The sequence below is a fragment of the Streptosporangium sp. NPDC001681 genome (assembly GCF_040298085.1).
Lineage (GTDB): Bacteria > Actinomycetota > Actinomycetes > Streptosporangiales > Streptosporangiaceae > Streptosporangium.
This window is the reverse complement of sequence record NZ_JBEOZN010000204.1, coordinates 1-11,836: the sequence shown is the minus strand read 5'-3', so window position 1 is coordinate 11,836 and position 11,836 is coordinate 1. Positions and strand designations below refer to the sequence as shown.

The following is an 11,836-nucleotide window of genomic DNA, read 5'->3' as shown; positions in this document are numbered from 1 at the left end:
ACGAACACCGCGAAGAACGGTCCTCGCACCTCGCGCAGCACCTGGCTCGCCAGGTCGTCGTCCGCCAGCTTCCGACAGGACTCCGGCCGTGCCGGTCGCGAAGTCCATGGAGAGCCTGAGCAACTGGTCGCCGGGGAAGGCCAGCCCGCCGCCGTGGGGCAGCGCGTGCCAGCCGAGCCCGCGCAGCTGCGCGGCCAGGTCTGGGTGGTCGGTGTGGGGGGCCTCGGGGCTCAGGCCCCAGCCGAGGGCGGCGAGCACGCCGCTCCTGCCGGTGAACAGGCCGGACTGCACGAAGTACCGTCCCCGGGTGACGAGCCGGCAGCCGTCGAGCGCGGTGCGGAGGTCCGCGTCGTGGCGGTGGGCCAGGTAGCGGGCGAGCACCATGCCGATGCCCACGGACCCCTCGTCCAGGTAGGGCAGCGTGCGCCAGCCCTGGTTGACCTGGAGGGTTCCGTCCTCGCCGGTGACGCAGCGCCGCAGGTCCTGCCGGAGTGCCACGGCCGCCCGGTCGAGCAGCGACGTGTCGCCGGTGCGCTCGTAGGCGTGCAGGAAGAGAAGGGCGGGCCCGGAGGAGCCGTACATCAGCCCGGCGCGGGGATGGCTGCCGCCGCTGATCTTCGGCACGTCGTCGGGCCCGCCCAGCCTGTCGGAGCAGATGTCGACGATCCGCAGGGCAAGGTCGGCGAAGGTCCGCTCGCCGGTGGTGACGCCCAGATGGAGAAGGTTCAGGCCCATGCCCGCCAGGCCGCCGAACAGCCCCAGCTCCAGCGCCTCCCACTTCTCGCGCAGGCACAGGTCGACGGTGTCGATCGCGTCCTGGCGGTGCCCGAGCAGGTCGAGGACGTAGGCCACGCCGTGCAGCCCGTCGTAGAAGCCGACACCGGTCCCCGGAGCGGGGGCCAGCGCCCTGCGGCGCAGCCAGTCCTCGTGGGCCGGGAGGCGCTCGGCCCCGGTCACCGCCAGCGCGTAGAGCACGCCCGCGGCGCCGTACGCGAGGTTGACGCCCCCGCCGGGCTGGAACTGGGCGACGTCGCCTGGGAAGAGCCGGTCGTCGCGGTCGGGAGTGGCACTCGCCAGGATGGCCCGGGTCATCGCCTTCCTGAGCTCGGGCCAGCCGTCGTGGCCCGGCCTCGGGAACGGTGTGACCGCCGCCGGAGCGGGGCCCGCGACGGTCAGGACCGCCTCGTCGATCACCTCGGGCGGCACGGGAAAGGTCTCGGTGACGAGCCTGGCCAGGTCGACCACCTTGGCGCGGTCGAGCGGCAGCATGATCGTGAGCTGGGGGGCGAACAGGCCGAGGCAGAGGCAGGCGAGGGCGTAGCGGTCGACGTCCGTGCCCTGCCGGTCGGCCGGCGCGCCGAATGCCGGATGGGCGAGCGCCGCGCGGCCGCGATCGGTGCTGAAGGTCGCCACCTCGTAGTCGATCAGCACCAGGCGGCCGTCCGCGGTCACCAGGATGTTGTTCGGGTGCAGGTCGCCGAAGACCACCCCGCGTCCGTGCAGGGACTCGATCGCCCGCCGCACCTTGGGAAGCGTGTCGAGCACCCAGGCGGTGTACTCGGCGAGGGCCGCCTCGTCGCAGGTGGCCCTGGTCAGCGGGTATCTCTGTACGAGCTGCCGCTGGAGCGGGTTGCCGTCGACGAACTCCTCGACCAGGAAGTGGTGGCCTCCCAGGGTGAAGTAGTCGATCAGCGCGGGCACCGCGTCCAGCCCGGACAGGTGCTCCAGCATGTCGCGCTCGTGTGCCAGCCGTGCCACGGCGTCCCGGCCGGCGGCGTCGAGGCCGGCGTGCGGGCGGGCCTCCTTCAGCACGACCCGCTCCCCGGTGCGCAGGTCCTCGCCGAGGTAGACGCCGCCGCCGTTGGAGAACTGCATGACGCTCTCGACCCGGTAGGGCAGGCTCTCGGTGGTGACCGCGTTGCGGGCGGCCAGGTGGGGTTCGAGGAAGACGGGCAGCGTCACCCAGGACGGCACTCCGAAGGAGGGCTCGCGCACGTCGGGGACCAGCCGCCCCTCGCCGTCCTCCATGGCCGGCACCAGCTCGCCGTTGCCGGCCAGGCAGCGCCGCGCGGCGAACCCGCCGTACCGTACGAAGAGCGGGCCCTCGCCGTAGCGGAGGTCGCTGAGGATGTACGGCCCCTCGACGCCGGCGAGCAGCTCGTCGAGCTCCTTCAGGGTGAGCTCCAGCTGTGCCTCGTCCACCGGGTAGATCGTCACGAGTTTGCCGCTGGCGCCGCGGGGGGCGGCCTTGGAGTTCAGCATGGTCATGACCGGCAGGCTGCGCAGGAACTTGAACGCGATGCCGCGGGGGACGCAGTAGTCCCAGACCGTCTCCAGGGCGCGCTCGGCGTCCTCGGCGCGGGCCGAGACGTGGATCTTCCAGCCCTGGGCGGGGATGCGGCCCGCGAGCGGCGCGTAGTGCATCCAGGTGTCGGTCGCCTGGTGCTGCCAGCCGTCCGGGACCTCCCGGGCCGCGAGCGCGAAATCGGGGTGGTCGCTCCGCTGGCCGTCAAGCGTGTCGTAAAAAAGCGGGTCCGCCAGGCAATAAAGCTCATACTGGTCATCCACGGCATTCTCCCCTGCTGTCTTCCAGAAGAGAGAATTACGGATAACCCGAGAAACCACTAGTTACAAACTAAACCACTCGTATATGCGAAACGCACAGTGTCGACCGTGAAGGTGGGTGCTACCTGTGCTTTTGTGAGAGACATGAAGGTTATTCGGAATAATTGCCGGGAACCTCGGCTATCAGGGTGAACCACCCGTCCGCACCGCCCGCCACCTGTACCGTGCCGCCCAGCTCGCCCAGGCGGTGGCGGAGGTTGCCCACCCCGCTGCCGATGTCGCCGCCGGTGGAGGGCGCCTCCCGCCGGGGTGCCCCGTCGTTGACGACGGTCAGGCGTAGCAGGCCGCCGTGCTCGACCAGTTCGATCGCGCACCGCTTCACCTGGCTGTGCCGCAGCATGTTCGTCACGCCCTCGCGCACCACGGCGCCCAGCGCCGCGCTCACGGGCTCGGGCAACTCGTCGGTGTCCACCCGGACCGAGCAGTAGGCTCCGAACCCCTCCATCAGCGCTCTGGCGCGGGCGGCCTCGCCGGGGAACGAAAGCCGGTGGCGGGCCGCGGACACGTTCCGTACGGCGTGCGCGGCCTGCCGTACCGCCTGGAGCACCTCTTCCAGATCCTCGCGCAGGCGTGCGTCGCCGGCGGCCCGCCGGTGGGCCAGTTCTCCCTTGATGGACGCTAGCCAGAGCCAGTGCCCCACGATGTCGTGCATGTCGCGGGCGAACCCCTCGTAGGCCCTGGCGAGGGCGCGCTCCCGCTCGACGCGCAGGCGCCTGATCCGCAGGGTGAGGGCGAGCGTGACGCCCAGAGAGATCAGCAGGATGCCCGCCCCGGCCGTTCCGACGAGGTAGGCGGGGTGTGGCATGAAGCGCCTCTCACAGCGGAAACGATATTCCTTCTAATAAACTCAAAAAGGCGTTAAATGTCAACCGAGAAGGGCGGCTTGCCGCTTTGTTTGGAGCTGGGACATAATGATGATGAATGAGCGGAAAATGCGATGATAGAAACTGGATGGCGAGAGGGGTGGCCGCTGGTCAGGGGTTCTCCTGGCGCACGCCGTGCGTCACCGCGAAATCACCTGTTCCGGTCCGGAGGGGGCGCGCTTACCAGGAGAGCTTGAACGCCGGAGGCAGCAGCAAATAGGTCCCGGCCACCAGGCAGGCGCCCGCGACCACCAGGAAGAGGAACACCCAGAACCCGCCGGGCAGGAAGGTCAGCCGGGCGAGCTGATCGGCGTCGGAGTCGGGTGCCCGGCCGTAACGCCGCTTGCGCTGCAGCTCCACGATCGGCCGCACACCCCCCAGCAGCAGGAACCACACGGCCAGATAGGCGAGGACGGCGTCCATGTCGGGCTCGGCGTACCAGGTGAAGACGGAGATCGCGCCCCCGGTCGCCAGCAGGCTCACCACGCCGAACAGGTTGCGGATCAGCAGCAGCATGCAGAGCAGCAACACGATCACTATTACGATCAGCACCTCCACGTAGCCGGAGGAGGTCAGCCACGCCCCGCCCAGCCCCAGCAGGGACGGGGCGACGTATCCGGCGGCGGCGGTCAGGATCATGCCGGGCCCGCGGGGCCTGCCCCTGGTCAGGGTCACGCCGGAGGTGTCGGAGTGCAGGCGGATGCCCTCCAGCTTGCGCCGGGTGAGCAGTGCCATCAGTGCGTGCCCGCCCTCGTGGGCGATGGTGATCAGACCTCGCGACAACTGCCACGAGGTGGACCACGACACCACGCCCAGTGCGGCCAGCGCGGACAGCAGCACGACCCAGGGGGGCGGCCCGGAACGGGCCGTGGTCAGGGTCACCCAGAGGTCGGACAACGCTCACTTCTCCTTCGCGGCATGAGAGCAAAGCGTCCCACGACTGCCGGTGTGCTGGCGATAAAGTCGAGGTCGTGCAGAACATGATTCCGGAACTCGCGGACGCCGGCGTCCCCGCCTGGTGGCGCGGGCTTGGCCTGCCCGGCCTGGCGGACGTGCACGTCCACTTCCTGCCCGAGCGCATGGAGCGCCGGGTCTGGCACCACTTCGAGCACGGCGGTCCGCTGATGGGGAAAGGGTGGCGGATCCACTACCGGCTGCCCGTCGAGGAGCGGGTCGATCGGCTGCGGGCGCTCGGGGTGCGGGCCTTCTCCGCCCTCGCCTACGCGCACCGGCCGGGCATGGCCGAGAGCCTCAACGAATGGACGCTCGACTTCGCCCGCCGTACGGCGGAATGTCTGCCCTCGGCCACCTTCTACCCCGAACCTGGAGTCCTTGGCTATGTCCGGGACGCGCTCGGCCGTGGGGCGCGGATCTTCAAGGTCCACCTCCAGGTCGGCGACTTCGACCCCAGGTGTGAGGAGATCGACGACGTGTGGGGGCTGCTGGCCGAGCGGGGCGTTCCCGTCGTCGTCCACGCCAGCTCGATCCCGCTGCCCGGCCGCTGTACAGGGCCGGTGCCGGTCGGCGGGGTACTGGAGCGCCATCCCACCCTGCCGCTGGTCGTGGCGCACCTCGGCATGCCGGAGTACGACGAGTTCTTCGAGCTGGCCGAGACCTTCCCGAACGTGCGGCTCGACACCACGATGACCTTCACCGACTTCGCCGAGCGTGGTATGCCGTTCCCCGCGCGTCTCCGGCCGCGCCTGCGTGACCTTGGGCTGGCCGGCAAGGTCCTGCTCGGCAGTGACTTCCCCAACATCCCCCACCCCTACGCCCACCAGCTCCACGCGCTGGACAGGCTCGACCTGGGCGACGACTGGCTCCGCGCGGTGTGTTGGAACAATGCGGACAATCTCCTTGACCTTTCGGCGCACTACACTCGGTCGGCAGGACATTGATGATCGGGAGAGACTCGTGAACGACCGAAACGCCGAGCTCATCAAGACGTTCTATGACGCCTTCGCACGCCGTGACGCCGACGAGATGGAGCGCTGTTACCACCCCGACGTCACGTTCGGGGACCCCGTCTTCCAGGACCTCGAAGGACGCGACAAGGTCATGGGGATGTGGCGGATGCTGCTCGGCCGCAGTACCGATCTCGGGGTGGAGGTCCGCGACATCGCCGTCCGCCAGTACGAGGGCACCGCGCACTGGACCGCCAGTTACACCTTCGGCAAGACGGGCAGGAGGGTCGTCAATGAAATCGACGCTCTCTTCCGTTTCGAGGACGGACTCATCGTTCGCCACCACGACGACTTCGACCTGCGGCGCTGGTCCAAGATGGCCATGGGCCTGCCGACCGGGATCATCCTCGGCTGGACCCCGATGCTCAGGGCCAAGATCCGCAACACCGCGATGCAGTCGCTGCAAGAGTTCATGACCACCCGATAAGGAGACACGTGTGACCGACCGGCGAGTGCGGGGCCTGCGAAGCCTGATGCGTGGGCGTCCCGGCGCCGGTCGGGAGTCTCCCGAGCGTTCGATGGACCCCAGATCCGCCGGTGACGGGCTGCCGGTCCCACCCCGCTCACGCGTCATCGACAACGCGATCTACGTCAACGGGCATCGCGCCGCCACTCCCGAGTCTCTTCCCGACGCCTTCGAGTGCCTGAAGAACACCCCGGACAGCATGGCCTGGATCGGCTTCTACCGGCCGGAGGACAGCGTCATCCTCGACGTCGCCGAGAAGTTCGACCTGCACGAGCTGGCGGTCGAGGACGCCATCGTCGCTCACCAGCGGCCCAAGGCCGACCGCTACGGCGACACCCTGTTCGTGGTGCTCCGCCCCGCCAGGTATCTCGACGAGGCCGAGGAGGTCGACTTCGGCGAGCTGCACGTCTTCGTCGGCCAGAACTTCGTGATCACCGTACGGCACAGCGAGGCCCCCGACCTGTCACAGGTTCGCCGCAGGATGCAGCACGACCCCGACCTGCTCGGCCAGGGCCCGCAGGCGGTGCTCTACGCCATCCTCGACGCGGTGGTGGACGGCTACGCCCCCGTGGTCGCCGGTCTGCAGAACGACATCGACGAGATCGAGGTGCAGGTCTTCGGCAACGAGCCCGGGGTCTCCCGCCGCATCTACGAGCTGTCGCGCGAGGTGATCGAGTTCCAGCGGGCCACCCAGCCGCTGCTGGGCATGATCGAGGGCTTCATCGCGGGGGCCGCCAAGTACGGGGTGGACGAGGAGCTGCAGAGATACCTGCGGGACGTGGCCGACCACGCGATCACCGTCGCGGAGCGGGTCAGCGGCTTCCGCCAGATGCTCCACGACATCCTCGTGGTCAACTCGACCATGGTCGCCCAGGCCCAGAACGAGCACATGACCAGGCTCACCGAGGCGAGCAACGCCCAGAACGAGGAGGTCAAGAAGATCTCCGCCTGGGCCGCCATCCTGTTCGCCCCCACCCTCGTCGGCACCATCTACGGAATGAACTTCGACGTGATGCCCGAGATCCACTGGACGTGGGGCTATCCCTTCGCGGTCCTGCTCATGGCGGGCGTCTGTCTCACCCTGTATCTGGTGTTCAAACGCCGAGACTGGCTCTGAGTGCACTCCCGGCGAGGCTTCGCGGGGGTGCACTCAGCACATCCGCACCGTCAGTTGAGCTTGGCCAGAATCAGGTCGAGCTTGCCTTCCATGGAGTCCATACGAGTCTCCATAGAGTCCATGCGAGTATCCATGGAGTCCATACGGGCGTCCATCTTCGTCTCCAGGCTGTCGACCTTGGTCTCCAGCCCATCCATCTTCGTTTCCAGGTTGTCGACCTTGGTCTCCAGCCCATCCATCTTCGTTTCCAGGTTGTCGACCTTGGTGGAGAGAGCGGAGAGGTCCTCCTTGGTGGCCATCCTGCTCATGATCTCTTCGAACATCGGCGCGGTGTAGGTCATGACCTCCTCGCGGATGATCTTAGGGAGATCGTTCAAGGTCTCCTTGATGTCCGCCAGGTCGGATCCGGTCCTGAAGGCCCAGGCCTCCAGGTCCGCTACACGTTGACCGGTGCTTTTCATCGCCACGTCGGGCATGGTACCTCCTGCTCAGGGGGAAACGGAGGGCTGTCCGGCTACGAGCCGGAGTCACGATCCATAACAGTGCGCATCCAATTGAACACGTACGGATGACATGGTGGAGGCGGGTTCCGGGATTTCGGTCCGGAGGGATCAGCTGAGCAGTTTGCGGGCGGCGGCCTCGATCTCGGCCTCCGACAGCAGCACGTGCCTGGACGCCTCGCCCAGCGGGATGAAGCTGTCAAAGGAGGTCACCCGGGCGATCCTGCCGGTGAAACCCGCGTCGATCAGCTCGGTGACGATGCTCTCCGAGACCCCTCCGCTACGGCGGGTCTCGTCGGCGATCAGCACCCTTCCGGTCAGCTCGGCGGCCCGCATCAGATCCTCCACCGGCAGGGGGGAGAGCCAGCGCAGGTCGAGCACCCGGCAGCTGTACCCCTCGGCGGTGAGCCTGACCGCGGCGCGCAGGCTCATCCGCAGGCCGTTGCCGAAGGTCACGATCGTCAGGTCGCGGCCGTCGCCGTAGCTGCGGGCGCGCCCGATCGGGATGTGCGTCTCCGCCCAGCGGGCCGGAGGCGCGTACGGGGAGAGCCAGCCGTTGTCGCCCTCCTCGAACATGTCACGGGTGCTGTACAGCGCGATGGGCTCAAGGAAGACGCAGACGCTGCCGTCGGTGCGGGCGGCGGCCAGGCAGGTGCGCAGCATCGAGGCGGCGTCATCGGGACGTGCGGGGGAGGCCACGACCAGGCCGGGGATGTCGCGCAGCGCGGCGACGGAGTTGTCGTTGTGGAAGTGGCCGCCGAAGCCCTTCTGGTAGGCGTAGGAGGCGACGCGCAGCACCATCGGGTTGCGGAAGGCGCCCCGGGAGAAGAACTGGAGCGTCGCGGCCTCGCCGCGGATCTGGTCCAGGGCGTTGTGCAGGTAGGCCAGGTACTGGATCTCGGGCACCGGCAGCAGGCCGGAGACCCCCGAGCCGAGTGCCAGGCCGAGCACCGCCTGCTCGTCGAGGTGGGTGTCGAAGACCCGGCCGAGACCGAAGCGTTTCTGCAGGCCGCGGGTGACGCCGTAGACGCCGCCCTTGCGTGCCACGTCCTCGCCGAAGACCAGCACGTCGGGGTGGGCGGCCAGGGCGTCGGTGAGGGTGCGGTTGATGGCCTGGGAGAGGGTCAGTGGACCCTCCTGCTCGGGGAGCCTGCCGCCGAAGGCCCTCGCCCTGGCCTCGGGGGCCGCGACGTTCCTGCCGGCCGCGGCGACGGCGGCGGGGGTGCGCGGGGCCAGCGGTTCGACGATGTCGAGGGCGGAGACCAGCCGGGGCCGCCGTGAGCTCTCCATGGCCATCTTGAACAGGTGCTCGCGCGTCGTCTCATAGCGGAGCAGCAGCTCGTCGGGGGTGATCAGACCGGCCTCGACGAGCAGCCTGGCGGTCGCGACGAGCGGATCGCGCGCGAGGTCGGCGTCGATCTCCCGTTTGGTCCGGTAGGAAAGCTCCACGTCCGACCCCGCGTGGCCCATCAGCCGGACGGTGCCGACGCGCAGCAGGGCCGGGGCTCGATTCGAGCGGACGTGGTCGGCGGCGGCCAGCGCCACGTCGTGGACGTCGGCCAGGTCGCAGCCGTCGGCGTCGAAGTACCTCAACAGCGGGTGGTGGGCGGCCTTGACCCAGCCCTCGGGGGTGCGCACGCTGATGCCCAGGCCGTTGTCCTCGCAGACGAACAGGATCGGCAGCGCCAGCTTCTGGTAGGAGCAGTAGGCGGCGGTGTTGAGTCCCGACAGGGCGCTGGCGTGGTTCGTCGAGGCGTCGCCGAAGCTGCACATCGCGATCGCGTCGGCCGGCCACGGTCCCGGCAGGCCGAGCTGGCGGGTGCGCTCGATGGCGAAGGCCACGCCCACCGCGCGCGGCAGGTGGCTGGCGATCGTGGAGGTCTGCGGGATCACCGCCAGGTCGGGGTGGCCGAAGACCTTGTGCCGCCCGCCGGCCATCGGCTCCTCGGCCGAGGCGGTCAGGCCGAGCAGCACGTCGCGCATCCCCTCCTCGGGCAGCCGTCCCGCCATCGCCGACCGGGTCAGGTAGAAGGCGCCGGACCGGTAGTGCGGGAGGACGGGGTCGGTGACGCGCAGCGCGGCGGCGATCGCGGCGTTGCCCTCGTGTCCGGCCGAGCCGATGGTGTAGAAGCCCTGCCCCTGCTCACGAAGCCAGCGGGCGGTGACGTCCAGCAGCCTGCTGCCCAGCTGGAACTCGAACAGCTCGCGGCAGCGGGCCCCGGTCAGGGTCGTGCCCTCCCGTACGGGAAGGCCGGGATCGCGCGGCGCCCCGGGGGAGAGGGCGGCCACGGCCTCGGTGAAGTGGGTCTCAACAGTGTCGCGCGCCACAGCCCGATTATGTCCTCCTCGGCGGACGCCGTCCTCAACCTTGACATCTTTGGTGCGGCTGGGTCGCGGATCGGCCTCATGTAACAGTTTTCCATGACGGATTGTCAGAATTTACTGCTGATTATCGGAAGCAATGGTCAAGGAGGTGTCTTTGCCGGTGCGAGCCGGAAAACGAGGCAAGACTTGTGAATGGTCGCCTTACCGAGCGTGAGGATCAGTGAAGTATGGAAGGTGAGTGACGCGGGAGGGGAGCCGCAATGCTGGTACAGGACGATGAGCGGCCGGTGGTCGTCGGATACGACGACTCCGCGGAGAGCCGGCGGGCACTGCGCTGGGCCCTTGAGGAGGCCCGCCTCAGATTCCTCCCGTTGCTGATCTGTCACGCCTGGCAGTGGCCCTACCCGATGCTCTCCGTCACCCACGAGACCACCGCGGTCATCCGGCGCATGGGCTCGCACATCCTGGAGAGGGGGCTGGCCCTGGCGCACGATCTGGCCCCCCGGGCACGGGTGCGCGGCCAGCTGGTGGAGGGGTCGCCGGGGGCGGCCCTGGTGAGCGTGTCGGGTGCCGCCGAGCTGGTCGCGATCGGCCCGCGCGGCTCCGGCGGTTTCGACGAGCTGAAGATCGGCTCGACGACGGTCCAGGTCGCCTCGCACGCCCGCTGCCCGGTGGCCGTCGTCAGGCAGCCGGGCCACCTCCGCACCGACCGCGTCGCGATCGCCGTGGAGGACGCGCACCTGGAGTCGGCGGAGCTCGGCCTGGCCTTCGAGGAGGCGAGGCTGCGCAGGGCGACGCTGCTGGTGATCTGCCTCTGCCCCGAGGGCGCCGACGACACCCGGCGGGTGGCGGTCCGCTTCAACACCAACGTCGCGCTGTGGGAGGAGAGGTATCCGCAGCTGGAGGTGGAGACCATGATCGAGACGAGGTCCCACGTCGAGGTGCTCCGTCACGCGGCCGACCGTTCGGACCTGATGGTGGTGGCCGACAGGGAGCACGACGACCCGCCGGGCCTCGCCATCGGCCCGGCCTGCCAGATGCTGCTGCGCGAGGCGCCGTGCACGGTCATGGTGAACCCCTCGCAGGCGTGGCTCACGTCCCCGCGCAAGGGTGCCCACATCATGAGTTAGTGATTGCTAACCTTGGGGTGTGGCCAGCGCCGCGCGGGCCATGCCGCGCAGCAGTTCGGCCATCGCCGCGGGCGGTAGTTCCCCGGCGCTGTGCGGTGTGGAGTTGAGCAGCCCGAAGACGGCGTGGGTCGCGGCGCGCAGCTCGGCCTGGGAACGGCCCGGGTAGAGCTCGCTCAGCACGGTGACCCACTCCTCGACGTACAGTCTCTGGAGCCTGCGGATCCGTCGCCGGGCGGGCTCGGGTACGTTGTCCAGCTCCCTGTCGTGCACCGTGATCAGCGCCGGGTGGCTCAGCGCGAATTCGATCTGGCAGCTGAGCAGGGCGTTCAGGGCCTGCTCGGCGTCGGCTGCCTCGGTCACGCGGCGGGTTCCCGAGGTGTGCAGGCGCTCGCTGACGTCCAGCAGCATCTCGGAGAGCAGAGCCTCCTTGCCGCTGAAATGCCGGTAGAGGGCCGGACCCGAGGTGCCGACCGCGCCGCCGATGTCCTCGATCGAGACACCGTGGAAGCCGCGCGCCGCGAACAGTCTCGCCGCGGCGTCCAGGATCTCGGCGCGCCGCGAGCCGCGATTGCGGGTAGCGGGCTGGGCAGTCGTCACCTTCCGCATGGTAGACGGTAACGTTAATAATGACTAACATCTGTGGTGAAGTTAGTGATCCTTAACCCAGCGGCGACGGAGCCGGACAGGAGGGCCCGCATGAGTGGCTGGCCGGTGCTGCGAAGCACCTGCGACCCGGGTGGCGAGGGTTTCAGGCGCCTATGCGATCAGCGAGACGGTGAAGCTGATGGTGATCGAGGAACGCCCCTGCCGGGTGGTGCCGGGAGCCGCGGCGGCGATCGCGGAGTG

General features: G+C 69.1%; 10 protein-coding genes. 4 read left to right on the top strand and 6 right to left on the bottom strand.

All coding sequences use genetic code 11. The features are described from left to right. The 3 genes from lanKC to ABT130_RS45140 all read right to left on the bottom strand — a co-directional run. Positions 1-2,568 (bottom strand): class III lanthionine synthetase LanKC (gene lanKC / locus ABT130_RS45150; RefSeq protein ID WP_350966136.1); only part of this gene is annotated, 2,568 nt, incomplete at its 3' end. A 148-nt stretch (positions 2,569-2,716) separates the two neighbouring features. After that, a complete protein-coding gene (locus ABT130_RS45145; RefSeq protein ID WP_350916763.1) occupies positions 2,717-3,430 on the bottom strand; it encodes a sensor histidine kinase in 714 nt (237 codons plus the stop codon). 238 nt (positions 3,431-3,668) lie between these two features. Next, positions 3,669-4,385 (bottom strand): M50 family metallopeptidase, encoded by a 717-nt coding sequence (locus tag ABT130_RS45140; RefSeq protein WP_350966135.1) that lies wholly within the window; start codon positions 4,383-4,385, stop codon positions 3,669-3,671. An 83-nt stretch (positions 4,386-4,468) separates the two neighbouring features. Between ABT130_RS45140 and ABT130_RS45135 the strand changes: the two genes are divergently transcribed. The 3 genes from ABT130_RS45135 to ABT130_RS45125 are packed head-to-tail and all read left to right on the top strand — an operon-like array spanning position 4,469 to position 7,035. Further along, on the top strand, positions 4,469-5,386 hold the full coding sequence (locus ABT130_RS45135) for an amidohydrolase family protein (RefSeq protein ID WP_350916889.1): 918 nt from the start codon (positions 4,469-4,471) through the stop codon (positions 5,384-5,386). Between the two features lie 16 nt (positions 5,387-5,402). Beyond that, complete coding sequence (locus tag ABT130_RS45130; protein ID WP_350916769.1) at positions 5,403-5,879, top strand: nuclear transport factor 2 family protein; 477 nt, start codon at positions 5,403-5,405, stop codon at positions 5,877-5,879. A gap of 10 nt (positions 5,880-5,889) precedes the next feature. Then, positions 5,890-7,035 carry a magnesium and cobalt transport protein CorA gene (locus ABT130_RS45125; protein ID WP_350916772.1) on the top strand — a complete coding sequence of 382 codons (1,146 nt, stop codon included), beginning with the start codon at positions 5,890-5,892 and terminating at the stop codon, positions 7,033-7,035. A gap of 50 nt (positions 7,036-7,085) precedes the next feature. On the opposite strand, the gene ABT130_RS45120 is transcribed toward ABT130_RS45125, so the two are convergent. Both ABT130_RS45120 and ABT130_RS45115 read right to left on the bottom strand, forming a co-directional pair. Then, the gene (locus ABT130_RS45120; protein WP_350966134.1) at positions 7,086-7,511 is read right to left on the bottom strand and encodes a DUF2730 family protein; all 426 of its coding nucleotides are present in this window, start codon (positions 7,509-7,511) and stop codon (positions 7,086-7,088) included. A gap of 135 nt (positions 7,512-7,646) precedes the next feature. Then, complete coding sequence (locus tag ABT130_RS45115; RefSeq protein ID WP_350966133.1) at positions 7,647-9,863, bottom strand: thiamine pyrophosphate-dependent enzyme; 2,217 nt, start codon at positions 9,861-9,863, stop codon at positions 7,647-7,649. Positions 9,864-10,120: 257 nt separating this feature from the next. Here ABT130_RS45115 and ABT130_RS45110 point away from each other — a divergent pair, with 257 nt between their 5' ends. Continuing rightward, positions 10,121-10,990 (top strand): universal stress protein, encoded by an 870-nt coding sequence (locus ABT130_RS45110; protein ID WP_350966132.1) that lies wholly within the window; start codon positions 10,121-10,123, stop codon positions 10,988-10,990. A 6-nt stretch (positions 10,991-10,996) separates the two neighbouring features. Here the strand turns inward: ABT130_RS45110 and ABT130_RS45105 are convergent, their stop codons facing one another. Next, complete coding sequence (locus tag ABT130_RS45105; RefSeq protein ID WP_350966131.1) at positions 10,997-11,596, bottom strand: SACE_7040 family transcriptional regulator; 600 nt, start codon at positions 11,594-11,596, stop codon at positions 10,997-10,999. Positions 11,597-11,836: the final 240 nt, after the last annotated feature.

Bases quoted from the DNA above. Each gene is read 5' to 3' on its own strand.
- ABT130_RS45145 (WP_350916763.1), bottom strand. From the start codon at position 3,430: ATGCCACACCCCGCCTACCTCGTCGGAACGGCCGGGGCGGGCATCCTG.
- ABT130_RS45105 (WP_350966131.1), bottom strand. From the start codon at position 11,596: ATGCGGAAGGTGACGACTGCCCAGCCCGCTACCCGCAATCGCGGCTCG.
- ABT130_RS45110 (WP_350966132.1), top strand. From the start codon at position 10,121: ATGCTGGTACAGGACGATGAGCGGCCGGTGGTCGTCGGATACGACGAC.
- ABT130_RS45135 (WP_350916889.1), top strand. From the start codon at position 4,469: ATGATTCCGGAACTCGCGGACGCCGGCGTCCCCGCCTGGTGGCGCGGG.
- ABT130_RS45120 (WP_350966134.1), bottom strand. From the start codon at position 7,511: ATGCCCGACGTGGCGATGAAAAGCACCGGTCAACGTGTAGCGGACCTG.